Origin of the sequence: Staphylococcus sp. IVB6214 (assembly GCF_025558585.1) — a bacterium.
Taxonomy (GTDB): Bacteria; Bacillota; Bacilli; order Staphylococcales; family Staphylococcaceae; genus Staphylococcus.
Map to the genome: position 1 here is coordinate 344,257 of NZ_CP094723.1, position 23,058 is coordinate 367,314.

Annotated in this window: 28 protein-coding genes; 23 read left to right on the forward strand and 5 right to left on the reverse strand. The window is 36.9% G+C overall.

Translation table 11 applies throughout. The annotated features are described in order from the left end of the window. Nucleotides 1-129 precede the first annotated feature (129 nt). The 14 genes from MUA51_RS01635 to MUA51_RS01700 all read left to right on the forward strand — a co-directional run bounded on the left by MUA51_RS01635 (nt 130) and on the right by MUA51_RS01700 (nt 12,507). Nucleotides 130-1,674 (forward strand): SLC13 family permease, encoded by a 1,545-nt coding sequence (locus tag MUA51_RS01635; RefSeq protein ID WP_262560151.1) that lies wholly within the window; start codon nt 130-132, stop codon nt 1,672-1,674. A gap of 124 nt (nt 1,675-1,798) precedes the next feature. Further along, nucleotides 1,799-2,137, forward strand: a complete 339-nt coding sequence (locus MUA51_RS01640; protein ID WP_095115334.1) for a YuzB family protein — start codon at nt 1,799-1,801, stop codon at nt 2,135-2,137. A gap of 170 nt (nt 2,138-2,307) precedes the next feature. After that, a complete protein-coding gene (locus tag MUA51_RS01645) occupies nt 2,308-2,847 on the forward strand; it encodes a flavodoxin family protein (RefSeq protein WP_262560152.1) in 540 nt (179 codons plus the stop codon). 82 nt (nt 2,848-2,929) lie between these two features. Continuing rightward, nucleotides 2,930-3,412, forward strand: a complete 483-nt coding sequence (locus MUA51_RS01650) for a GNAT family N-acetyltransferase (RefSeq protein WP_262560153.1) — start codon at nt 2,930-2,932, stop codon at nt 3,410-3,412. A 27-nt stretch (nt 3,413-3,439) separates the two neighbouring features. Continuing rightward, nucleotides 3,440-4,735, forward strand: coding sequence for an HD domain-containing protein (locus tag MUA51_RS01655; RefSeq protein ID WP_262560848.1), 1,296 nt, complete (start codon nt 3,440-3,442; stop codon nt 4,733-4,735). A 22-nt stretch (nt 4,736-4,757) separates the two neighbouring features. After that, the gene (locus MUA51_RS01660; protein WP_262560154.1) at nt 4,758-5,291 is read left to right on the forward strand and encodes a YwhD family protein; all 534 of its coding nucleotides are present in this window, start codon (nt 4,758-4,760) and stop codon (nt 5,289-5,291) included. 121 nt (nt 5,292-5,412) lie between these two features. After that, the gene (locus tag MUA51_RS01665) at nt 5,413-5,823 is read left to right on the forward strand and encodes a YwiB family protein (RefSeq protein WP_262560155.1); all 411 of its coding nucleotides are present in this window, start codon (nt 5,413-5,415) and stop codon (nt 5,821-5,823) included. A 1-nt stretch (nt 5,824) separates the two neighbouring features. Further along, nucleotides 5,825-7,483 (forward strand): arginine--tRNA ligase, encoded by a 1,659-nt coding sequence (gene argS / locus MUA51_RS01670; RefSeq protein WP_262560156.1) that lies wholly within the window; start codon nt 5,825-5,827, stop codon nt 7,481-7,483. Between the two features lie 174 nt (nt 7,484-7,657). Continuing rightward, the gene (locus MUA51_RS01675) at nt 7,658-8,506 is read left to right on the forward strand and encodes an ABC transporter substrate-binding protein (protein WP_481906522.1); all 849 of its coding nucleotides are present in this window, start codon (nt 7,658-7,660) and stop codon (nt 8,504-8,506) included. Next, complete coding sequence (locus tag MUA51_RS01680; protein ID WP_262560158.1) at nt 8,499-9,461, forward strand: FecCD family ABC transporter permease; 963 nt, start codon at nt 8,499-8,501, stop codon at nt 9,459-9,461. Before MUA51_RS01675 ends, MUA51_RS01680 begins: the two co-directional genes overlap by 8 nt. Nucleotides 9,462-9,504: 43 nt before the next feature. Beyond that, nucleotides 9,505-10,221, forward strand: a complete 717-nt coding sequence (locus MUA51_RS01685) for an HAD family hydrolase (RefSeq protein WP_262560159.1) — start codon at nt 9,505-9,507, stop codon at nt 10,219-10,221. Continuing rightward, complete coding sequence (locus MUA51_RS01690) at nt 10,208-11,008, forward strand: alpha/beta fold hydrolase (protein WP_262560160.1); 801 nt, start codon at nt 10,208-10,210, stop codon at nt 11,006-11,008. Before MUA51_RS01685 ends, MUA51_RS01690 begins: the two co-directional genes overlap by 14 nt. 94 nt (nt 11,009-11,102) lie before the next feature. Continuing rightward, nucleotides 11,103-11,609: an SA0570 family protein gene (locus MUA51_RS01695; RefSeq protein WP_262560161.1), complete on the forward strand. Its 507-nt coding sequence runs from the start codon at nt 11,103-11,105 to the stop codon at nt 11,607-11,609. A gap of 178 nt (nt 11,610-11,787) precedes the next feature. After that, a complete protein-coding gene (locus MUA51_RS01700) occupies nt 11,788-12,507 on the forward strand; it encodes a hypothetical protein (RefSeq protein ID WP_262560162.1) in 720 nt (239 codons plus the stop codon). Nucleotides 12,508-12,560: 53 nt separating this feature from the next. Here MUA51_RS01700 and sarA read toward each other — a convergent pair whose 3' ends face one another. From sarA to MUA51_RS01715, 3 genes are all read right to left on the reverse strand, one after another. Next, entirely contained in the window at nt 12,561-12,932 is a 372-nt protein-coding gene (gene sarA, locus MUA51_RS01705) for a global transcriptional regulator SarA (RefSeq protein ID WP_095115363.1), read from the reverse strand. Nucleotides 12,933-13,418: 486 nt separating this feature from the next. After that, on the reverse strand, nt 13,419-14,324 hold the full coding sequence (locus tag MUA51_RS01710) for an efflux RND transporter periplasmic adaptor subunit (RefSeq protein ID WP_262560163.1): 906 nt from the start codon (nt 14,322-14,324) through the stop codon (nt 13,419-13,421). A gap of 133 nt (nt 14,325-14,457) precedes the next feature. Then, entirely contained in the window at nt 14,458-15,390 is a 933-nt protein-coding gene (locus MUA51_RS01715) for a DMT family transporter (protein WP_262560164.1), read from the reverse strand. A gap of 207 nt (nt 15,391-15,597) precedes the next feature. Here MUA51_RS01715 and MUA51_RS01720 point away from each other — a divergent pair, with 207 nt between their 5' ends. Further along, nucleotides 15,598-15,831: a hypothetical protein gene (locus tag MUA51_RS01720; RefSeq protein ID WP_262560165.1), complete on the forward strand. Its 234-nt coding sequence runs from the start codon at nt 15,598-15,600 to the stop codon at nt 15,829-15,831. Nucleotides 15,832-15,904: 73 nt separating this feature from the next. Here MUA51_RS01720 and MUA51_RS01725 read toward each other — a convergent pair whose 3' ends face one another. Both MUA51_RS01725 and sroA read right to left on the reverse strand, forming a co-directional pair. Continuing rightward, a complete protein-coding gene (locus MUA51_RS01725; RefSeq protein ID WP_262560166.1) occupies nt 15,905-16,108 on the reverse strand; it encodes a DUF2922 domain-containing protein in 204 nt (67 codons plus the stop codon). Between the two features lie 14 nt (nt 16,109-16,122). After that, the gene (gene sroA, locus MUA51_RS01730) at nt 16,123-16,329 is read right to left on the reverse strand and encodes a sigS mRNA-stabilizing protein SroA (RefSeq protein ID WP_262560167.1); all 207 of its coding nucleotides are present in this window, start codon (nt 16,327-16,329) and stop codon (nt 16,123-16,125) included. 234 nt (nt 16,330-16,563) lie between these two features. Here sroA and MUA51_RS01735 point away from each other — a divergent pair, with 234 nt between their 5' ends. The 8 genes from MUA51_RS01735 to MUA51_RS01770 are packed head-to-tail and all read left to right on the forward strand — an operon-like array spanning nt 16,564 to nt 22,955. Then, nucleotides 16,564-17,115: a tyrosine-type recombinase/integrase gene (locus MUA51_RS01735; protein WP_262560168.1), complete on the forward strand. Its 552-nt coding sequence runs from the start codon at nt 16,564-16,566 to the stop codon at nt 17,113-17,115. A 13-nt stretch (nt 17,116-17,128) separates the two neighbouring features. Next, nucleotides 17,129-19,516, forward strand: coding sequence for a DUF4040 family protein (locus MUA51_RS01740; RefSeq protein ID WP_262560169.1), 2,388 nt, complete (start codon nt 17,129-17,131; stop codon nt 19,514-19,516). Next, nucleotides 19,503-19,928, forward strand: a complete 426-nt coding sequence (locus MUA51_RS01745) for a monovalent cation/H+ antiporter subunit B (protein WP_262560170.1) — start codon at nt 19,503-19,505, stop codon at nt 19,926-19,928. The genes MUA51_RS01740 and MUA51_RS01745 overlap by 14 nt, the downstream gene beginning before the upstream one ends. Next, nucleotides 19,925-20,269 carry a Na+/H+ antiporter Mnh2 subunit C gene (gene mnhC2, locus MUA51_RS01750; RefSeq protein WP_095115379.1) on the forward strand — a complete coding sequence of 115 codons (345 nt, stop codon included), beginning with the start codon at nt 19,925-19,927 and terminating at the stop codon, nt 20,267-20,269. Before MUA51_RS01745 ends, mnhC2 begins: the two co-directional genes overlap by 4 nt. Then, nucleotides 20,262-21,761 (forward strand): Na+/H+ antiporter subunit D, encoded by a 1,500-nt coding sequence (locus MUA51_RS01755; RefSeq protein WP_262560171.1) that lies wholly within the window; start codon nt 20,262-20,264, stop codon nt 21,759-21,761. The genes mnhC2 and MUA51_RS01755 overlap by 8 nt, the downstream gene beginning before the upstream one ends. After that, the gene (locus MUA51_RS01760; RefSeq protein WP_095115383.1) at nt 21,762-22,244 is read left to right on the forward strand and encodes a Na+/H+ antiporter subunit E; all 483 of its coding nucleotides are present in this window, start codon (nt 21,762-21,764) and stop codon (nt 22,242-22,244) included. It abuts the gene before it with no gap. Then, the gene (locus MUA51_RS01765) at nt 22,241-22,543 is read left to right on the forward strand and encodes a monovalent cation/H+ antiporter complex subunit F (protein ID WP_095118103.1); all 303 of its coding nucleotides are present in this window, start codon (nt 22,241-22,243) and stop codon (nt 22,541-22,543) included. The genes MUA51_RS01760 and MUA51_RS01765 overlap by 4 nt, the downstream gene beginning before the upstream one ends. Beyond that, entirely contained in the window at nt 22,518-22,955 is a 438-nt protein-coding gene (locus tag MUA51_RS01770; RefSeq protein ID WP_262560172.1) for a Na+/H+ antiporter subunit G, read from the forward strand. Before MUA51_RS01765 ends, MUA51_RS01770 begins: the two co-directional genes overlap by 26 nt. Nucleotides 22,956-23,058 lie beyond the last annotated feature (103 nt).

Genomic DNA, 23,058 nt, shown 5'->3' on the forward strand with positions numbered 1-23,058 from the left:
CTTTTCTTTTAAACAAAATGACAAGGTGTAAAAAAGCGCTATCATAACATATATTTATTGTGATATACTATTTTAAAATGTGATACATCATTAAAAGGGAATGAAACAAAGTCAGCAAGGGGGAGTATTATGTCAAATCCAAAAGAATCTCGATTATTAACTTTTTTTACGGACAAGAAGAAGAATCCATCGTACACATTAGCACAACTGATTGGGTTAGTGTTAGGGCCACTTATGTTTGGACTTATCTTATTGTTCGTACGACCAGATGACCTTAGTTTTAAAGGGTTATATGTGTTAGCGATTACTGTTTGGATTGCCATTTGGTGGATTACTGAGGCAATCCCAATACCGGCAACAAGTTTGTTACCATTGATTTTGATGCCGCTCGGTCATGTAATGGACAGTGCAACGGTATCAGCACAATATGGAAATGATATCATTTATTTATTTTTAGGTGGTTTTATTTTAGCAATTGCAATGGAGCGTTGGGATTTACATACACGTATTGCATTAACAATTATTAATTCAATTGGAACGAGTACGGGACGGATTCTACTCGGATTCATGGTTGCGACGAGTGGTTTATCGATGTTTGTCTCTAATACTGCAGCCGTAATGATTATGATTCCAATCGGTTTGGCGATTATTAAAGAGGCACATGCGTTAAAAGAGAACCATGAGGATGACTCGAGTATTGCGAAGTTTGAACGTTCACTTGTATTAGGTATCGGATATGCAGGTACGATTGGTGGATTAGGAACATTGATTGGGACACCACCGCTTATTATTTTAAAAGGGCAATATGCCGCAAACTTTGGGGAAGAATTAAGCTTTGCGAAATGGATGATTATTGGTGTGCCGACAGTCATTATTTTGATCTTCTTGGCATGGTTGTATTTCCAATTTGTTGCATTCAGACATGATATGAAAGAATTGCCAGGTGGGCAAAAAGTCATCAAAGATAAACTTGACGGATTGGGTAAGGTGAAGTACGAAGAGAAGGTTGTATTCTGCATCTTTATCTTAGCATCAACGCTTTGGATTTCACGTGAATTTTTGTTATCTAACTGGCATTTTACAGAGATGGTTGCGGATGGAACTATCGCAATTTTCGTGTCAATTTTATTATTCTTAATCCCAGCTAAAGATCAGCATAAACGTATTTTAGATTGGTCTGTTGCGAAAGAGTTGCCGTGGGGCGTACTCTTACTCTTCGGTGGTGGCTTGGCATTGGCAAAAGGGATTCAAGAGAGTGGTTTGGCAACGTGGTTAGGCTTACAAATGACATCACTCAAAGGTGTAAGTCCAATATTAATTGTCATCGTGATTACAGTCTTTATCTTATTCTTAACAGAGATTACGTCTAATACAGCGACAGCTACAATGATTCTACCTATTCTAGCAACGCTTTCAGTAGCGATTAACGTCCATCCTTTACTATTGATGGCACCTGCAGTGATGGCTGCTAACTGTGCATATATGTTACCAGTTGGTACGCCGCCGAATGCGATTGTTTTCGGAACAGGTAAGATAGAGATCAAGGAAATGGCAGTGAAAGGTTTTATCATGAACTTGATCAGTATTATCGTCATCATTGTGATTGTATACTTCGTGTTACCACCTGTATTAGGTATTGATGTGACACAAAGTATTCCGCTGCATAAGTCGTAAAATGATTTGAGTATGTGCCTTTCTTAGTTGTGAACATTACACGATAAACTAGACAATCAACTTGAAATTATTTCAAAGACGTGTAAAATGAGTAGCGGTATTATGCTAAGAGAGGTGGAGCTAGGTGAAAAACAAATTCATGGTTTGTGATGATTGTCAGGCAGTAAATCTTAAAAGCGTCACGAATAAACTAAAAAAACTTGATCCTGATGCTGAAATAGAGATTGGTTGCCAATCATATTGCGGACCAGGAAGACGTAAAACTTTCGCATTCGTTAATAACCGTCCACTCGCTGCACTCACAGAAGACGAATTAATGGAAAAGGTTGAGAAGCAACTTCAAAAACCACGTGATCCTGAAGAAGAGGAACGTTTAAGAAAGCGAAACGAAGAAAGAAAACGTCGAAAAGAAGAACAAGATCGCAAGTTGAAAGAAAAGTTAGCGAAACGCAAACAACAGTAACGACTTGATATAGATATACAGACCCGTATTCTACATTGAATGCGGGTTTTTTATGTGCTCAAATTGCTGTATATTGCAATGAATCACAACTTCTATGAATAATGTCCGTCATAAATGGGAATAATAGCAATACAATAATAAAAAGAGAGAATTAAAAGGGATGTTTAAAAATGATTACAGTATTATTTGGTGGTGGTCGTGAAAAAGGGAATACGGCCAAGTTGACTGAACAAGTGCTTGAAGGACAAGATTATAGATGGATTCATTTAGAAGACGTAGTCGAAACATCACATGATGATGTCGTGCCAACCGATGAGCAGGTGTGTCAAGAGTATCAACAATTAACAGAACAAATATTAGCAAGTGAAGATGTGATATTGGTATCCCCTGTTAATTGGTATACGATCAGCACAACGATGCAGCACTTTATTGAACAATGGTCTGAAGTGTTAGAGGCCTCTAATGATAAAGCGACGAAATCACGTTTGTCGGATATTAACTTCCGATTGATATTAATCGGTGGTGATAGTCCACGTGTCAAAGCATTGCCTTGTGTGCAACAAGTTGATTATAGCTTGCAATTTTTAGGAGCGCACTTGCAAGATTATTTAATCGGCTATGCAAAGTTACCAGGTGAAATCGATAAGGACACTTATGCGATAAATAAAGCGATTCGATGGAATGAACAATATGCGGCTGAACATGCGTAATGACAAGGATGAAATAAGCCTCACATGAAGTAGAAATGTGGTATAATCAAAGGTATTCTAAAGCATATAAGGAGCGATGAATATGGCGTATGAAGTGAGAAGAGCGACACCCGAAGATGTCATTGGTATTCGCGATGTAGCTACAAAAGCATGGTATAACACGTATTTGAATATATATGCTGCGCGTACCGTTAATGAACTACTCGCTGCTTCATATAATGAGGCACATTTACTTAAAAGATTAGATGAACAATTATTTTTAGTGGCAATAGAAGATGAGACCGTTGTTGGGTTTGCAAACTTTATTCAAGGAAGCGAACTCTATCTTTCTGCTCACTATGTGCGTCCACATTCTCAAAATAAAGGTTATGGCCGTTTATTGTTAGACCAAGGATTAGCACATTATAAAGACCAATATGATGCGATCTATTTAGAAGTTGATACGCACAATGAAAAAGCTGTCACCTTTTATAAAGGTGAAGGCTTTGAAGTGATACGTACATATGAACATGTTATGTATGGCGAGACAATGTCACTTGCATTGATGAAGAAGCAGTTGGCTTAGGTTCTCATAAAGGAGGAATGTCGATTGATAGAAGAAGTATACGTCAATCGCAAGTTGCCAGAAGAAAAGGTATTCAAAGACCCGATACATCGATATATACATGTCCAAGATCAGCTCATATGGGATTTAATCAAAACAAAAGAGTTTCAGCGATTAAGACGCATTAAGCAACTCGGGACATTGAACTTTGCATTTCACACTGCCGAACATAGTCGTTTTGGGCATTCACTCGGTGTATACGAGATTGTAAGACGCATGATTGACGAGACGTTCAGAGGAAGAGCGGAATGGCAAGATAGTGATCGCCCTCTTGCTTTATGCGCAGCGTTGTTGCATGATTTAGGACATGGTCCATTTTCACATAGTTTTGAGAAGATTTTCGGTACAGATCATGAAGCGTATACACAAGCGATTATAACAGGAGACACGGAAGTGAATACTGTACTACGCAGAGTGTCAGATACATTTCCACTAGAAGTAGCGGAAGTAATTAATAAAACACATGACAATAAGTTAGTTATTTCTATGATTTCATCACAAATTGATGCGGATCGTATGGATTATTTACAACGAGATGCGTATTTTACAGGTGTGTCTTACGGGATGTTTGACATGGAGCGTATTTTACGTTTGATGCGGCCATCAGCAGATGAAGTATTGATCAAAGAAAGTGGCATGCATGCGGTGGAAAGCTTTATTATGAGTCGTTACCAAATGTATTGGCAAGTATATTTCCATCCGGTGAGTCGTGGCGGCGAAGTACTGCTGAACAATTGTTTTAAGAGAGCGAAGTACTTGTACGAGCATGGTTATCAATTCCGAACGGCACCACGAGATTTTGTGCCATTTTTTGAACAAAATGTTACGCTTGAATCATATATTAAGCTAGACGAGACGGATGTCGTGTTTTATTTGAAAGAGTGGATGAATGAGACAGATCCTATTTTGACTGATTTGTCACGCCGTTTTATACAACGAGATTTGTTTAAATTTTTACCGTTTGACGGAAGCTATATTACGAAGACGGAACTCATTGATCTTTTTGAAAAGGCAGGGATTGATCCTACCTATTACTTTGTAAGTGATTCTATCTCTGACTTGCCGTACGATTATGACAGACCCGGATCTAATCGCAAGTCAATCCATCTATTGAAACCGAATGGAGACATTCGAGAAATCAGCAGTCAATCACGCATTATTTCAAGTATTACAGGGATTAAACGTCAAGATTATAAACTTTACTACCCGAAAGAGCGGGTGTTGAATATTCAAGATACTCAGTTGAAAGATTCAATCATTAACTTACTCGATGAATTGAAATAATTTGTAAAATCATTATGCAACGATGAATGGAGGTATCTTCGTGACACAGAAAAAAGGTTTTAACTTTAATATTATTAAAAATGATCCATTAGATGGTCATAAAGGAACGAATATCGGTGCTATTAGTTTAGACAACATTGCACCTGTTTTTATCGATATCGATGCGCAAGAGGCGTTTATTGATATCGGCGCAATGCATGCCCGTGCAGATGTTGAAAAAGGCGTAAAGTGGATTGCAGACAAAGAAACAGTAGATGTGGAAGGGGCAAAACCTTACTGGCTTTGTTGGGTAACGACAGAAAGAGGCGAACAAGGTCCCTATTATGCAGGATTAACGGCGGCATATTTACTTGTGAACAAACAAATACGTCGTGGATTCAAAAGTATGCCTGAGCATGTCAATATGATGGACAAGTCGATGAAGCACAAAGTAATCATTGATCAAATTGGTGCAGAGAATAAACGAATCCTTGCGACTTTCTTGAAGACGCATAATGAAGAGATGTGGCATAATTCAAGCGAAGAATTACGTCAGGCATTAGAAAGGATAGAATAAATGAAATGAGTGTGTTGAACGCAAGCTGGAGAGTGACCAGCTTTGCAGATTCACACTTTTTTTATAACAATTGTATGGTATAATGTCTTGTATTATTTTGCAAAGTTAGGTGGATATCACTGTGGAACAACAGGTAGCGATACAAATACATCAAGTTGTTAAGCAAGGCGATACGAAAACGCAATATACGCACAAGACACAGGGTGTGCGTATTCAAAAAAATGCCGAGTTCATTCGTTATGAAGAGACGATTGAAAATACAAACGTCAATGTGACAGTCAAGATGATGAATGACGGTGTTAAAATTATTCGTAAAGGCGATGTTCATATGACATTGCACTTGTTAGAAGGACAGCAAACGACAGCTTTTTATCATATCCCAGAAGGTAAGATGGTGTTTAAGGTACAAACATTACGTGTGTTACACTTTTTAACAGAATCTGGCGGTAAGTTAAAAGTTCATTACAAGTTATATCAAGGTGAAGAGCCAATCGGCACCTATCAATACGAATTGACATATGAGGAGTGTTAGGATGAATATCATCGATCAAGTGAAACAAACATTAATTGAAGAAATTGAAAAAAGCATCAAGAAAGCAGAACTTGCTGAAACAGTTCCAGCGATAAAGGTTGAAATTCCTAAAGACACGCAAAATGGTGATTATTCAACAAATATTGCAATGGTGTTAACGAAAATTGCAAAGCGTAATCCACGTGAGATTGCACAGCTTATCGTTGAGCATTTAGATACCGAAGCGGCGCATGTTCAAAAAATAGACATTGCTGGTCCTGGATTCATTAATTTTTATTTGGATTCAAGTTATTTACATGTTGTCATTGATGATGTGTTAAACAAAGATACACAATATGGGCGTGTAGAAACACCGAAAAATGAAACAGTATTAATCGAATATGTATCAGCAAACCCAACAGGAGACTTGCATATCGGTCACGCGCGTAATGCGGCAGTGGGCGATACTTTGAGTAATATTATGGATGCGGCAGGATATGATGTGACACGTGAATACTATATCAACGATGCTGGGAACCAAATTACGAATCTAGCGAAGTCCATTGAAGCACGTTACTGGCAAAGTTTAGGTAAAGAGATGGAGATGCCAGAAGACGGCTATCACGGAAAAGATATTGTAGGTATTGGTGAAGACTTAGCAAAAACACGTCCTGAGCTTCAAGAGATGTCGGATAGTGAACGTATTGAAATATTCCGTAAACTCGGTGTTGATTATGAAATGCGCAAGCTACGTCAAGATTTGGCAGACTTCAACATTCATTTTGACAATTGGTTTAGTGAAACAAGTCTATATGACAAAGGGGACATTCAAGCAGTTCTTGAAAAAATGAATGAACTTGGCTACACATATGAAAAAGATGGTGCAACATGGTTACGCACAACAGACTTTAAAGATGACAAAGATCGTGTATTAATCAAACAAGATGGTACTTACACATACTTTTTACCAGATATCGCTTATCATTACGATAAAATTCAACGTGGTAATGACAAATTGATCAACCTTTTTGGTGCAGATCATCACGGTTATATCAACCGTCTAAAAGCATCTCTAGAAACATTTGGTGTAGATAGTGAGCGTTTAGAAATTCAAATCATGCAATTAGTTCGTTTGATGCAAGATGGTGTGGAAGTGAAGATGAGTAAGCGTACAGGCAATGCGATCACATTGCGTGAAATTATGGATGAAGTCGGTATTGATGCGGCACGTTATTTCTTAACGATGCGTAGCCCGGATACACACTTTGACTTTGATATGGAGCTTGCAAAAACACAATCACAAGACAATCCTGTTTACTATGCACAATATGCACATGCACGTATTAGTTCTATTTTGCGTCAAGCAGCTGAGCAAGGTTATGAAGTGAAAGCAGGCAGTGATTATAGTGCAATCACTCATGAAAAAGCAATTGAATTATTGAAGAAAGTTGCGGAGTTTGTGACAGTTATTGAAGGTGCAGCAGAAGCAAGAGCGCCACATCGTATTACGAACTATATTCAAGATCTTGCTGCACATTTCCATAAGTTTTACAATGCTGAGAAAGTATTAACAGATGATGTAGTAAAAACACAAGCGCATTTAGCATTAATTGATGCTGTACGTATTACATTACGTAATGCATTAAACCTTGTAGGTGTTTCAGCACCTGAAAGTATGTAGTCAATGTATTAAAAGCTGACATAGATACAGTAGGGGCGCATAGTAGTCATCGCCCCCATACGCATCATAAGTACTGACAAACATCACCTAGCTGTATGTGAGCATAATTGAAAGTATTGATTGATTTTAATAATAGGGGTGTGAAAGTTGAAAATTAAGCATATTATCGTATTAATGATGCTAATGCTTCTTGTAGCTGGGTGTAGCTTCAATGCAAACCAGCCAAATGAAGGGGGCAAATCATCAGGAAAAGTACCAAAACGTATCGTTTCTTTAATGCCAAGTAATACAGAAATTTTGTATGAACTTGGTTTAGGTGACAAGGTGGTAGGAGTATCGACGGTTGATGACTATCCAGAAGATGTAAAAAATAAAGAACAATTCGATGCTATGAACTTGAATAAGGAAGCATTGATTAAAGCACAACCAGATCTTATTGTGGCGCACGAAACACAGAAAGCTTCACAAGGTAAAGTGTTAGAAGGCCTAGAGAAGAGTGGCATTAAAGTTGTTTATATTAAAGATGCAAAGTCATTGAATGAAATGTATCAAACATTCGAACAAGTAGGCGAAGCGACTAGAACCGAAAAAGAAGCGCAAGCACTTGTGAAAGAAACAAAGAAAAATATAAAAAAAGTGATTGAGGATATTCCGAATAAAAAGACAGCACCAAAAGTTTTTGTAGAAATTGCATCGGAACCGGAAATATATACAACTGGAAACGCTACGTTCATGAACGATATGTTGCATCAGTTGAAAGCGAAAAATGTATTTGATGATCAAGAAGGATGGCCGAAAGTTGATAAAGAACAAATCATTAAAAAGAATCCAGATGTCATGTTGGCGACATCCGGTGTAACAACAGCAGACTATCAACAAGCAGTATCTCAACGTGGTGGCTTTGAAGAAGTATCAGCAGTTAAGAAAGACCGTATTAAGGCTTTGAATGATGACTTATTATCACGTCCGGGTCCACGCTTAGATGATGGTATGAAAAAATTGAGAGATGCTATTTATGAGTAATTGTAAATGGAAAGGCTTCATAACCTTGAGTTTATGGAGTCTTTTTTTAATAGGCATCATCAGTTATGCATTATTCAGTCAATTGGATTGGCATCACACACTTACTTCGACATTGATATGGCAGGTGAGATTGCCAAGAGTATTGCTTGCTTTGTTTGCGGGTATGGGATTGACGATAGCAGGACAAATGTATCAATTGATTCTGAATAATCCACTTGCAGATAGCTTCACACTTGGGTTAGCCAATGGTGCCACTTTAGGAGCTGCTATCGCCATTTTTTCAGGATTAACATTCGTATGGGTTGCACCTTTTGCGATTCTTTTCGGCATATTGACGCTTATTTTAGTGATGACTGTTGCACAACTTTTGTCATCTGGTTACCCAACAAGATCGTTAATATTATCTGGAATATTGCTGGGTTCATTGCTCAATGCAGCGCTCTATCTACTTGTACAATTAAATCCAACACGCCTACAAAATATTCTTGGTTATTTATTCGGTGGTTTTTCATCTGCAGAGTATCGTGAAGTCGTCTATGTGTTTGTTACATTGATTGTTGTGTGTGTCTGCTTATTTTTACTGACACCGCAAATTAAGTTGCTACAACTAGATGTACACACCAGTACTTCACTCGGACTGAATGTTCAACGACTCTCGTTAACAGTATTAATGTGTGCAACCATACTCGCAACTGTCATCATCGGATATGTAGGGGTCATCGGGTTTATAGGCATGGTTGTACCACAGTTTATCCAACGAACGATACGTTCAGGATTACTTTATAAAATGGTGATGAATCTGATTGTTGGTGGTAGTGTCATGGTATTAGCAGATGTATTAGGTGCACAACTTTTAGCACCCATTCAACTGCCTGCTAGCATTGTTCTAGCATTATTAGGAATTCCATTAATGTTTTATTTGATGATAGTTGAAGGAAGACGAGTGATTGATTAGTATATAAGCCTAGGAATTTAACAGAAAGTAATGAGGTTAATAGATGGACACATCGCAAATTAAAGCAATTATATTTGATTTAGAAGGTACATTGTTAGATCGTGAAAAATCACGAGAGAAGTTTATAGAGGAACAATACGAAAGGTTTCATGATTACTTTGTACGTGTACAATTTGCAGACTTTCGTAAAAAGTTTATAGAGTTGGATGATGATGAAGACCATGACAAGCCGAATCTATATAAAGAGATTTTGAAGCAATTCAATGTGGATCGTCTCAGTTGGAAAGATTTATTCCGTGATTTTGAAATGCATTTTTATCGCTATGTGTTTCCTTTTTATGATACACATTACACGCTAAAAAAATTGCGTAAGGCAGGATATAAAATTGGTGTCATTGCAAATGGTAAGTCGAAAATCAAGCAATATCGTATTTATGCATTGGGGATAGAAGATTATATTAATCACCTGTCAACGTCGGAAAATGTTGGATTTCGAAAACCACACCCGCGCATATATGAAGATATTATGGAAAAACTTGAAGTGAAGCCACAAGAAGTACTGTATGTTGGCGATGATGCTTTGAACGATGTAGCCCCTGCACATGCGCTAGAGATGACGAGTGTTTGGTATCGTCATGAACATCAAGATGCCGAACTTGCACCATTAGACTCAGAAATGGACTATGAGATTACATCATTGGAACAATTATTAGAGATATTAGACATACCTAGGGAGGTAGAAAGCCATGAAATTATTTAGAACGTCTGATGGAACAGCGATTAATTATCGCTCAATGGGAGATGGTTATCCAATCGTAATGATCCACTCTATTTATATGAATCATACGGTATTTGAAGAGATTGCGCAGCGTTTATCAAGATATTTCCAAGTGATCTTAATGGACATGCGTGGTCATGGTTATTCGGATAAACCACTTAAAATTAGCTTCACACAATTTAGTCAAGATATTAAAGAATTAATGGATTATTTATATATTGAAAGTGCCACAGTTATTGCTAACGAATTAGGAAGTTCGATTGCATTAGATCTAGCTGCACGTCATCCTGAAATGGTGAAAGAATTAATTCTTGTTAATCCAACAGTTCAAGATGACTTATTGCCACACGATCGTTTGTTTAGAAAGTATGCGGCAAAGATTCGTACGTGGGATAAACGAGATCAAGACAAGTTTTTAGAGAATCATTTATATTATTCTAATCGAAAAGTACGTAAATTTTTAAAAAATGTGAACGACTCGGCCTCATTATTAACAGACCATGAAGCGGCAGCAGTAGACAATGCATTTCTTAACACATATGTAGAGTTGCTATTTCCAAATATTCACACACGTACGCTTGTAATATCTGGACAAGCGAATGAAAGAGTCACACCGTTAGAAGCGAAAGATGTATCGGATCAATTGTCTCATGCAACGTTTTCATTGTTTAAACGTTCAGGTGTGTATCCATTTGTTGAAGAGCGTGATCATTTTCTTAAAACGGTCAAATCATTTATGCATAAAACGACAGAAAGCATGGAATTGTAATGCTTTTGTAACATTACTGTTATTTTTTTAATGTATGCGCTATACTGGGCATAGCAAGTTATTTTCAACAGCACTAAAAAGGAGTGTATGTTTCATGGGAAAACACTTGTATGCTTGGTTCTTAACATGTTTAATGGTGTTGAGTTTTACGATAGCACCTGTCTCAGCTGCAGAAGGAAACACCATTGAATCGGTGCAATCCTTACAAAAAGGAGACCAGGTTTTAGAAGGTGTCAAAATAGGACAGAATATGAAGGATGTTTTTCGTAAAAAAGGTAAAGGCATTCATACGAGTGCGGCATTTGGTCATGAACAATATTATGAGTATCACACGGATCAAGGTTTATTGCGTATTACAGCAAGTCATAAAAAAGCTTTAGCCAAAGTAATTCGTATCTCCATGACTTATGACAAGCTTCAAGGTCCTACCTATCAAGAAGTACGAAAATATGTGAGTGATACAGCAATTCAACGTGCACACTATAATAAAGTAACAGGTAATACGGGATATATTTCAGACGATAAATATTCCTATCAATTTGCAACAGAACATCCAAAAGATAAAACTTTAAAATTATATCGTATAGACATAGAAGCTTAACTGCTGTAATGATGTATATGACTTTGCACATCGACTGGTTCTGTTAAAACCCAAATGAATAGTTCTCAACTTGGGATTCCGTGAGAATTGAAAATCAATTGAAGTGTTATAAATTGTTAATTGTGCGGAATATGCGCTTGCCTTTTTGTGTAAGAGCAATGTAAGATGGAGGCTTTTGATGAGAGAGAATGATCGTGAATTATTGAAACGTGTGGAAGCGTATTTATCAGATCAAGGTGTTTCACCGAATGTCATTAGTGATATCAAAGAAATTCTACGGAGAGACATTCAAAAATCCGAACAAAAAAATATCGACTATACAGCTTATAGACAAAAATCCACAGCTGAAATTCTTTTGACGATACAAAAGAATCTATTTATTATGCACTTTAATCCGGTCGTATTTTTTGTGATTAATTTTATTATGATTGCTTATTTGTACAATAAACAACTCGTGCCGTTTGGAGCTGTTACCGGTTTGTTTGTTGTATATGTATTCGTTATTTTGCCTATCTCTATACTGATCTATTATAGAGTACGGAATAAAAATTATCTCTATCATAATCAATCGGAACGTTATTTAGGTGTGTTACTTGCAGTCGGCGCATTTGTATTGATGCTTATGCATACGTTTGATGTTACTTTAGGCATTCATGTTGTCACGCACTATGCACACATGGTTGTTGCAATTGCAGGGATGATTATTACGATGTATGGATTGTATCGTCAACATTATGAGTATACGGGCATTGGCTTATTATTACTTCAGAAAACTATTGATATTATTGTCCCGGACGCACAGATTGCACAATATTTGTCTATTACATTATGGATTATGTTACTCGTAATGATTATTATCTATACGATTGATTTATCATCAAACAAAGAGCGACGCTGAATAAAAGAAGAACGTCATATATTGAAAAGTATTTTTCAATATATGACGTTCTTTTAATGTGGTTTAATATTTGATTCTTTAATCTTCGTGTTTACTTGATCTAAAAGTGTATCAATCTTTTGACGTTGGTTATCATCAACTAAGATTAGGACAGTACGTTCGTCTTGTTCGTTACGTCGTTTATTAAAGTAACCATCTTGAGAAAGGTTCTTTACTGCCTTCACAACTTGTGGTTGCTTATAGTTGAGATTGTTAATAATGTCTTTTAAAAAGTATTCAGGTTCAACAGTATGACTTAAATGTGTAAGAACTGCAAATTCTTCAAAAGTCATATGAAATTCTTTTTTAATCATCGTTTTCAATTTATCAGCATAAGTTACCATGGATAAAAGTTCAAAACAATTTTTAATTTTTGATACAGTCATTGCAATAGCCTCCTAAATAATACATCGATAAAAACTGCTTCACTTATACAATCGAGTGCATGCATAATACGTAGTGTATTGTCGGTATAACATCGTGCGGAAAGGTAATATCTGTCTCCCTTGACTTAGGTGGCTAAAGATTCAAAGTCTTCGTCCCTCACATTACTTCAATAATTTAACGTATGAACGTAATGATGCACAAAGATATACATCTACTACATATTATAGCAAATACATTTTGCTCATATTCATCACGTAAGTTAAACCTACAAGATGATAGATGATGTCCGGTAAAAATATCTGTTATTTTGAGTATTGTAAATGAATGTAAAATAATGTGCTTAGTAATGAAAGAGGTGTTGCTCTGAAAGAAGTTAGATGAAAGGTCTATATAACAAATTTGGATGCAGTCAAACTGTTATATTCATACAAGCATATTTGTGTGTGATTGCAATAACAATAAGAAACAGCAAAAGCGTATAGACACTACTTAATTTTTAATACTGTTTCATTAGGATTTCGGACAATTTTTTCACCAGCAAATATCCCACTTTTAATTGTAAGTTGCTTATTCATTTTATCATAATCTATTATACGTTTAACATATTTCCCATTTTTATGAATTACAACATAATTTTTATGGAATAAAATATCAGAAGGTAATATCATCTTTGGTTCCCCTAAATAAATGATAAATTGTGTGCCGATTGGATACTTTTTATTCAACTTAATACGCACTTGATAGTGTGGAGTTTGATAGTTTGAAATGGAAGAATTAGATGGGGCTAATACAGACGTAATGTGACCTTGAGCCAATTTGTGTGTTGCTTTTTGTTCCAACTTGACGGTGCGATTTGTTCCTAATTTTGAATAGAGATCTTCAGGTAAATTTAACAAAATACTTTGTGTCTTTGATTGTATTTCTAATATGATAGAATCTTTTTTAGTCGGCACAATTTCATGCAAACGCACGATTCCTTGAACAGGTGTTTGTATGGTTGTATATAGTTTTGTTTTAAGTTTTACAAGTTCATGTAAACTCGTATAAGCTTGTTGCGTATTTGTCACTTGCTTTGTAAAAGCAGATAAAGCGTTGATTTCTGGTACTATGAGGGGATTATAGTATGTGAGAAGAGGAGAATCTTTGGATAGTAATTGTCCATCTTTGACGTGTATTTCTTGTATTTGACCAAAATCTGGTTGATATCGCACGGGATAGTAATAGTCTGATTGCACAATGCCTGTGGTTTGATAAGGTTGAGTGAGTCGTGCTTCTATGGTTTGTATAGGCGATCGTGTCATATATTGTACGATAAGAATGGTAATACATATTATTGTACACACGGTAAGAATACCAAAAGCAAAAAGGATATGTTTAGTTTTTTTAGTCATAATGAACACCTCATTTTTGTAAGTTAGGTTCATTATACAAATCCCCCTTTAATAAGCAAGTTGCGTTAATTCAATAATGGCAAAGTGTAAAGGGGGATATTTTGAGTATTATTGTTAAGTTATATAAAGGATGCTATGCAAATTGAATGAGTGTAACAGCAAGTATGATTACAATCAGTCCGAAAAGACGCTGTTGACTTATTTTACGTGCTGGGATACCAAGCAAACCAAAATGATCGATAGCAAGGCTTGTGATAATTTGTCCAATCATAACAGCAACCAATGTATAAGTGACACCGATTTGTGCTGTCAGTACAATAATTGTTGTAACAAATATCACACCTAATGCGCCACCAATAAACACCCACCATTTAAGTGGGCCATAAGTCTCGTGTGTACGTGTGATGTGAAAACGGCGATGAAAAACAGTTGTAATCACTAAGAGTGTAAGTGTACCAACAGAGAAAGAAATCAGTGATGCAAAAATAGGGGATCCAACTGCCTGACCAAGCGCACTATTCGTGGCCGCTTGTATCGGAGGGGCACACCCGAAAATCAATCCAATGATTATCCAAAACACCAGCGAACGGTCGGATTGTTTATACATAGCGTGACGTCGTTGCAAGTTCATTAAAATGATCCCCAAAAGAAGTAGTAATAAGCCAATACCTTTCACAATTGTAAAGGGCTGAGGTGTAACATAAAACCAGCCAAAGGTATCAATTAAACATCCCATAAAGATTTGCCCTGTGATGGTTGTGATGACGGTTAATGACGCACCTATCTTTGGTAATAACAATAAATTCCCAGTTAGAAATAAGACCCCCATCACACCGCCGATAAACCATGTTTCATTGATTGTCACTGTGTTCCAATAACTTGATGTGAACGCATATGGATGTAAAACTGCGGTAAGGAAGATGAGGCAGAGTGTTCCAACAAAAAAAGAAATGGTCGAAGCATAAAAGGTTGATTGCGTATAATGACTGAGTCTTGTGTTGATAGAAGTTTGAAATGGAACAACAGCGCCAGCAAGGAGTCCAAGTAAAATAAACGATAATAACATGTTGATGCATCCTTTTAATGAATTTCTCAATTAGTATTATTATACAATTATTTCAAAAATATGTAACAAAATTTTGGCTTGTAAGATATGATAGGTATTGATATGCTGTGACAAGCATACATAATAGTAATACATCTTAGAATCGTCTCCAAAAATGATCATGGAAAAGGGCGCTTATGTCCGAACTTCATAAGTGTGGTGATATAAATGGCAAAACATGAAGTGGTACGTGTATTAGACGACCAAATGTTTTTTGTAAATGTAAAAAGTACGACCGAGCTAGGTGTTGGACAATATGTGGAAGTATTAAATACTTCAAAATCGTATAAAACTTTGGCGAGAGTTCTAGAAGTTTATGACAAATATGCGATTTGTGAAAAACTTGGTAGACGAAAGGTCTTTTATGCGGACGAAGTACGATTTAGATCTCGTTACGATTGATAAAAAAAGCGCAGCGGAGCACAAAAGTGTGCTTTACTGCGCTTTTTTCAGTTAGAAGAGTACGGTGATCGTTTTATCGATTAATTGTGCGGTTTTTGCATGTGTTACTTGCAGGGCAGGTGAGGGCAGGTGTGGAGAGAATATTAAGTTTCACAAGGTTATCTGCTTGTGCTGCTGCAAGTTCTTTGTCGATGTTTAGTTTAATGTTTGGTAATGATAATCGAACGCGTTTTTGTTGCAGTGTGTCGAATGTGATATCCAGAGTTTTACTGTTCATAAAAATAATCTCCTTTACATTGAAATAATGGATGTCTTTACAACTTCAACTTGGTCATAATGTTCTCCAGTTAAAGTTTCGATAATTGTGGCAAAACGACGTAAATCATCATTTGTTGCATCTGGGTTGAGTTGATTGATTTTACGTGTGACCTTACTTGTTTTGCCTTCTGGCGTAATGATATTTTGCGTCAAGATAAGAGAAACTTGTTTTGTATTCATGACTGTAACCTCCTTTCAATCTATATATCGAAATGTTTATGAAAAAAGGACATAAAAATTTGTGAAAAAGTGATATTTTTTTGTAACCGAATACATACTTGATACATAAGTATTGATAGATTTTTCAGAACAGAGCAACCACTTATATTTTCAAATGGGATAAGAATAAATGCTTTAATGTTACATAAATATATTATATGATTATATAAGGAACATGTATGTGGGGTGATAATGATGAAATGTGTGAATCCGATTACGAATTGTGAAGATATACAGAAGATGTATACGTTTCTAAAAACACAGTCGCAAAGAGATTATTTACTGTTTAAGTTTGCCATTCATACGGGTATTAAGTTGAATGAACTACTCAATTTGACAGTTTCAGATGTGATGAAAAATCAATATGAAGTGATCGCGCACTGGGAAGTATGTGGCTCTCATGAAATACAAGTCGTATTACCAGAAACATTACGACAAGAAATGAAACATTACATTGAATTGGAAAAGCTAGCTGCTCATGATTTATTGTTTCAATCTAAAAGAACGAAAAAAGGATTGAGCCGTCAACAAGCATACCGCATCGTACATGCTGCCGCTCAAGGTGCAGGTATTCCCCATGTAGGGTTGACAACATTACGAAAAACATTTGCTTATCATACATATCGTTCGGGTGTCTCTGTCTCAATTATCCAAAAATATTTGGGGCATCAAACGGCACAGGAAACGAGAAAATTTATTGGTGTGCCGAAAGAGGGCGCACATACGATGATTGCACTTAATTTATAAAGAAAAAGGAGGCATGGTTATGCTGATTGGTTTACTCATCACGTTATTAATCGTGATGCTACTTTTAATCGTGATGATGAAATGGCAAACGAAGCAATTACCAGGATACATCGCATTGTTTGCACCAATAATTGCTTCTGGGGTGTTTCTCTATCACATTCCCAAAGTATGGCGTCAACATTATGTCACTGAAATATATCAGTGGCTACCAGCGTATGATATTAACTTAGTATTACGATTAGATGGTTTGAGTTTGTTCTTCGGACTACTTATCTCTCTGATTGGTGTGGCGGTATTCTTCTATGCGACACAGTATCTATCTTATGAACACGATGATTTACCTCGATTTTTTACCTATCTTATATTATTTATGTTTAGCATGATCGGAATTGTTTTATCTAACAATACAATCATATTATATGTTTTCTGGGAGTTAACCAGTATTTCATCATTTTTACTCATCAGCTATTGGTATGATCGTTCAGAAAGTCAAAATGGTGCGATGACATCATTTATGGTTACAGTGTTTGGTGGTCTAGCCATGTTTGTCGGTTTTATGATGTTATACGTGGTGACAGGAACGAACACGATAACAAAACAAATCGCGATGCGTGAAGAGATTGCAGCGCATCCACTCTTTATGCCAATAATTGTTTTGATGTTGTTAGGTGCTTTTACAAAATCAGCGCAATTTCCGTTTCATTTTTGGTTGCCGAAAGCGATGGCAGCACCGACACCAGTCAGTGCTTATCTACATTCAGCAACAATGGTTAAGGCGGGTATTTTCTTGTTGATGCGCTTTACACCAATACTTGGGTATAGTGATTTTTATACGTACAGTGTGACATTTGTTGGTTTGATTACGATGATTTACGGTTCTTATACAGCAATCCGTCAAAGTGATTTGAAAGGGATTCTCGCTTATTCTACAATCAGTCAACTCGGTATGATTATGTCGATGGTCGGTTTAGGTGGTGGTATCGCTAAAGCAACTGATAGTGCAATACTCGAAACATATGCTTATATCATGTTTGCAGCGATTTTCCACTTGTTTAACCATGCTTTGTTTAAGGCGACACTCTTTATGGGAGTAGGGTTAATCGACCACGAAATGGGCACACGTGATATTCGTTATTTAGGTGGGTTGCGACGCTATTTACCATTGACGATGGTTGCGATGTTCGCAGCATCTTTATCAATGGCAGGTGTTCCACTTTTAAATGGCTTTATTAGTAAAGAAATGTTTTTTGAAGGTTTGATTCATGCAAGTGAACTGAGTGCATTCAATCAAATTTTGACAGCTATCATTATTGCAATTGGCTTTATTGCAAGTATTTTTACATTTATTTATGCATTAAATATGATTAAAGTAACTTTCTTTGGAGAAGTGCAAGGCAAGCAGCATGTTCACGAACCGAAATGTTTCATTGTGCCAGCCGTAGTTTTAGCGCTCTTGTTACCGGTTGTATTCTTCATACCAGACTGGATAGGGACGAAGCTGATTCAACCTGCATTCTCGAGCGTTGTTGCAAATTCAGAAACTGCCGCCATGGCACCACATCTTGCAGCTTGGCATGGCTTCAATATACCTCTGATGATGAGTCTAGCGGTAATTGTGATTGGGACAGTTGTTGTATTACGTGTTGATTTGAAGCAATATTTGATAACAAAACCTGAAAAATGGACGATTCCTAAAATATTAGAACGTTCAGGTCAGTCGGTAGAATCATATTCAGGTTGGGGCTTACGTGCATTGATGAATAACCGATTGAACTATTATATTGTGGTTACATTTATCTTTTATTTTGCGATCAACTTATATGGGTTATATCGTGTCGGTGTGCCAGAACTGTACCGCATTGAGGTGACTGACTATCATCTCTTTCATGTGTTGTTACTTTTGACGATTATTTTAATAGGAATCGCATTGATTTTTATTCGTCAGCGATTAACGATGGTCATTTTAACTGGAGGTATTGGATATGCCGTTGCATTGTTCTTTATCTTAATGCGTGCACCAGACTTGGCACTGACACAACTTGTGACGGAGACAATTACGACGGTGCTCTTTATCGTCAGTTTCTCACGACTTCCGAATATTCCACGTGGACAATTTAATTTGAAGCGGGAAACTGTAAAAATTACGATATCATTGATGACAGCCATTACAGTAGTTGGCCTTGTTTTTGTGATTCAACAGGCAGATGCGTTAGAAACGATCTCTGTTTATTACCATGATGCCTATGAAAAATCTGGAGGCAAAAATATTGTTAATGCAATTCTTGGTGACTTCCGTGCACTTGATACGATGGCAGAAGGCATTGTGCTCGTGATCGCCGGTTTCGGTATTTATACATTACTAAACTATAAAGATAGGAGAGGTCAAGATGAAAGAGAATGATTTAGTTTTGAAGACAGTGACACATGTGGTTGTATTTATCATTTTAACTTTTGGCTTCTACCTGTTTTTTGCCGGTCACAATAATCCGGGGGGCGGTTTTATCGCTGGATTAGTTCTTAGCTCGGCATTTATCTTAATGTTTTTAGCTTATGATGTTGCGCAAGTCTTGGAGTCACTGCCTATTGATTTTCGCTTAATCAGCCTTGTCGGAGCACTAACAGCAATAGGGACAGCGATAGCTCCTGTTTTCTTTGGTAAAAATGTACTATATCAACATGATTGGTATGTGGCTTTCCCTTATTTTGGAGAGGTGCATTTATCGACAATCACGCTGTTTGAATTTGGTATTTTACTTATCGTTGTCGGTACAGTAGTGACAACAATCTTATCATTAAGTGGAGGGCGATCATGAATATTATCTTACTTATCGTTATCGGCTTTTTAGTATTCATTGGCACTTATATGGTGCTCTCTCGCAACTTAATACGAATTGTCATTGGCATAGCGATCTACACATATGCCGGCAACATTATTATTATGAGTATGGGTGAATATACAGTTGATAAAAAGGAACCATTGATTGTATCAGGATATGAGAATTATGTTGATCCATTATTACAAGCAATCGTCTTAACAGCGATTGTCATTGGTTTTGCGATTACCGCCTTTTTACTTGTACTTGTGTATCGTACTTTTAAAGTAACGAAAGAACATGAGATTGATGTGTTGACGCGAGGTGAAGATGATGAATGATAACTTACTAGCCTTACCGCTTCTCATACCACTTGTCGGAGCATTATTAGTTGGCTTATTTAACAAACAATTGAAGCTAGCGCGTCGTTTTTCACTGCTTGTGTTATTTTCTGGATTTGTCGTGTCATTGTATATGCTGGTTTATGTGATGCGCCATCAACCTATCGTGCTAGATTTCTCAGGATGGCCAGCACCATTTGGTATCCAATATGTCGGAGATGCTTTGAGCTTACTCCTTGTGACGACAACCTTTTTCGTTGTCTGGTCCATCGTGATGTTCGGATTTGGACGTGGGGAAAAACGTGCCAGTCGCTATTATTTACCGACATTTATTCTGTTCTTAACGACAGGTGTTATCGGTTCATTTTTAACATCTGACGTGTTCCATCTGTATGTCATGTTTGAGATTATGTTACTTGCGTCATTCGTATTAGTCACACTCGGTCAATCTGTTGAACAGCTGCGTGCGAGCATTATATATGTTGTATTGAATGTGATTGGTTCATGGATTTTCTTAGTAGGAATTAGCTTGTTGTATCGACAAGTAGGCACGCTGAACTTTACGCATATTGCGATACGTATTCAAGAGATGGATGATCCAACCGCAATTCATCTTGTTGCGATGTCATTCATTGTAGCGTTTGGGTCTAAAGCAGCATTAGTATTGTTTATGTGGTTACCGAAAGCATATGCCGTGTTGAACACAGAACTTGCAGCGCTGTTCGCATCACTGATGACCAAAGTAGGTGCTTATGCGCTGATTCGTTTCTTCACGTTAATCTTTAACCAAAGTGGCGATATTGTTGAACCGTTACTTGTCTTTATGTCCTGTGTAACGATGGTAATTGGTGCAGTTGGTACAATCGCATATAAAGATATTAAGAAAATAGCAGCTTACCAAGTTATTTTATCGATTGGTTTCGTAATATTTGGTTTAGGAACGAATACCGTAGAAGGTATTAACGGGGCAATTTTTTATCTTATGAATGACATGGTTGTGAAGGCATTACTATTCCTAGTCATTGGAATTATTGTTTATACAACAGGATATCGTCAGTATCGTCATCTCAAAGGACTCGCAAAGAAAGAACCATGGCTTGGTGTTGCATTTGTCGTGGTCACTTTAGCAATTGGTGGTGTACCGCCATTCAGTGGATTTCCCGGGAAATTATTAATTTTTCTAGGTGCAGTAGAGCATCAGCATTATATTGGATTAACATTGATGATTATCACAAGTTTAATCGCGATGTTTAGTCTTTTCCGTGTCTTCTTCCATATGTATACAGGTAACGAAGTAAAAGGTGCAGTGATTGAATACAAACCAATCAAACCTGTTCGCAAACATATCATTCTGTTTTTAACAACAGTGACTTTATTATTGGGCTTGATGGCACCAGCCATTATCCAAGTGACAGACTTAGCCACGAAGATGAACATGGATGTACAAACGTATGAAGAAATGGTTAATCCTGACTTACGAGGGGGTCATTAAATGAGACAAGTTGGCTTGAATATGATGATCGCTATCTTATGGGTGCTATTTCAAGATGAAGATGCCTTTCGTTTTCCTACATTTTTCTTCGGCTATCTGATTGGATTAATTGTCATCTATTTGTTGCATAAGTTTTTTGGACAAGAATTCTACCCGAAAAAAATCTGGGTATCATTCAAGTTTTTGATGATTTATTTATATCAATTGTTCACATCGACTTTTTCAATTGCGAATTATGTGTTATTTCGTACGAATAAAATGGCACCAGGATTAGTGCGTTATGAAACAAAACTAGAATCGGATTGGGCGATTACATTCTTGACGATTATGATTATTATTACGCCAGGATCAACGATTATTAGAGTTAATCGAGATCCCAATATATTTTTAATTCACGCAATTGATTTAACAGATAAAGAACGTAAAAGCTTATTGAAGAGCATTAAACAATATGAAGCACTTATTTTGGAGGTGACGAAATGATTTCAGCATGGACAGAATTTTTCTTATCATCTGCACTTGTTTTATTTGCAGTATCATTAGTCGTAGCATTGTTTCGTCTTATTAAAGGTCCTACAACTGCAGATAGAGTCGTTGCCTTCGATGCAATCAGTGCAATTGTCATGTGTATTGTAGGGGTGCTTAGTGTGTTATTTGGGACAGTTTCTTTCTTAGACTCAGTTCTTTTAATTGCGATTATTTCGTTCTTGAGTTCCATAACGATTTCTCGCTTTATCGAAGGGGGGAATGTGTTCAATGGCAACAATAAACGAAATTTTTAAGTTAGTTGCAGCAATTATGGTATTTGCAGGGAGTTTAATCGCCTTGATTAGCGCCATTGGTGTCGTACGATTTAGAGACGTATTTTTACGTATTCATGCAGCAACAAAAGCATCGACAGCAGCAGTGTTGCTAACGCTCGTAGGAGTTTTTATTTACTTTATCTTCGCACAAGGTTATGTCGGTGTACGCACATTACTCGCACTTGTATTCATTAACATCACTTCTCCCGTTGGCGGACATCTCGTGTCTCGTGCTGCCTATCGAACAGGGGCATACATGTATCAAAAAGATGCAAACTCAGGGGATGCAGACTTGAATGAAGATGATATTGACGAAGAAAAGAAACGTCAATTGCGTATTGAAAAACGTGTCAAACGACGAAAAAAAGTCTATTCTCGATTGGATAAATAATAAGATAGTATCAACGAGGTTGTGAAAGAAGCGTTTAGAGTTTGAGCAGAACCCGAACGGCGACCAAAATCACGTCAGTTCTATCGAAAGGTTTACTTCTGGA

Bases quoted from the DNA above. Each gene is read 5' to 3' on its own strand.
- MUA51_RS01675 (WP_481906522.1), top strand. From the start codon at position 7,658: ATGATGCTAATGCTTCTTGTAGCTGGGTGTAGCTTCAATGCAAACCAG.
- MUA51_RS01660 (WP_262560154.1), top strand. From the start codon at position 4,758: ATGAATGGAGGTATCTTCGTGACACAGAAAAAAGGTTTTAACTTTAAT.
- sroA (WP_262560167.1), bottom strand. From the start codon at position 16,329: ATGAATACAAAACAAGTTTCTCTTATCTTGACGCAAAATATCATTACG.
- MUA51_RS01765 (WP_095118103.1), top strand. From the start codon at position 22,241: ATGATTTCAGCATGGACAGAATTTTTCTTATCATCTGCACTTGTTTTA.
- MUA51_RS01635 (WP_262560151.1), top strand. From the start codon at position 130: ATGTCAAATCCAAAAGAATCTCGATTATTAACTTTTTTTACGGACAAG.
- MUA51_RS01650 (WP_262560153.1), top strand. From the start codon at position 2,930: ATGGCGTATGAAGTGAGAAGAGCGACACCCGAAGATGTCATTGGTATT.
- MUA51_RS01700 (WP_262560162.1), top strand. From the start codon at position 11,788: ATGAGAGAGAATGATCGTGAATTATTGAAACGTGTGGAAGCGTATTTA.
- MUA51_RS01690 (WP_262560160.1), top strand. From the start codon at position 10,208: ATGAAATTATTTAGAACGTCTGATGGAACAGCGATTAATTATCGCTCA.
- MUA51_RS01770 (WP_262560172.1), top strand. From the start codon at position 22,518: ATGGCAACAATAAACGAAATTTTTAAGTTAGTTGCAGCAATTATGGTA.
- MUA51_RS01695 (WP_262560161.1), top strand. From the start codon at position 11,103: ATGGGAAAACACTTGTATGCTTGGTTCTTAACATGTTTAATGGTGTTG.
- MUA51_RS01760 (WP_095115383.1), top strand. From the start codon at position 21,762: ATGAGACAAGTTGGCTTGAATATGATGATCGCTATCTTATGGGTGCTA.
- MUA51_RS01720 (WP_262560165.1), top strand. From the start codon at position 15,598: ATGGCAAAACATGAAGTGGTACGTGTATTAGACGACCAAATGTTTTTT.
- MUA51_RS01645 (WP_262560152.1), top strand. From the start codon at position 2,308: ATGATTACAGTATTATTTGGTGGTGGTCGTGAAAAAGGGAATACGGCC.
- MUA51_RS01685 (WP_262560159.1), top strand. From the start codon at position 9,505: ATGGACACATCGCAAATTAAAGCAATTATATTTGATTTAGAAGGTACA.
- MUA51_RS01755 (WP_262560171.1), top strand. From the start codon at position 20,262: ATGAATGATAACTTACTAGCCTTACCGCTTCTCATACCACTTGTCGGA.
- MUA51_RS01725 (WP_262560166.1), bottom strand. From the start codon at position 16,108: ATGAACAGTAAAACTCTGGATATCACATTCGACACACTGCAACAAAAA.
- MUA51_RS01735 (WP_262560168.1), top strand. From the start codon at position 16,564: ATGAAATGTGTGAATCCGATTACGAATTGTGAAGATATACAGAAGATG.
- MUA51_RS01745 (WP_262560170.1), top strand. From the start codon at position 19,503: ATGAAAGAGAATGATTTAGTTTTGAAGACAGTGACACATGTGGTTGTA.
- argS (WP_262560156.1), top strand. From the start codon at position 5,825: ATGAATATCATCGATCAAGTGAAACAAACATTAATTGAAGAAATTGAA.
- mnhC2 (WP_095115379.1), top strand. From the start codon at position 19,925: ATGAATATTATCTTACTTATCGTTATCGGCTTTTTAGTATTCATTGGC.
- MUA51_RS01680 (WP_262560158.1), top strand. From the start codon at position 8,499: ATGAGTAATTGTAAATGGAAAGGCTTCATAACCTTGAGTTTATGGAGT.
- sarA (WP_095115363.1), bottom strand. From the start codon at position 12,932: ATGACTGTATCAAAAATTAAAAATTGTTTTGAACTTTTATCCATGGTA.
- MUA51_RS01740 (WP_262560169.1), top strand. From the start codon at position 17,129: ATGGTTATGCTGATTGGTTTACTCATCACGTTATTAATCGTGATGCTA.
- MUA51_RS01710 (WP_262560163.1), bottom strand. From the start codon at position 14,324: ATGACTAAAAAAACTAAACATATCCTTTTTGCTTTTGGTATTCTTACC.
- MUA51_RS01715 (WP_262560164.1), bottom strand. From the start codon at position 15,390: ATGTTATTATCGTTTATTTTACTTGGACTCCTTGCTGGCGCTGTTGTT.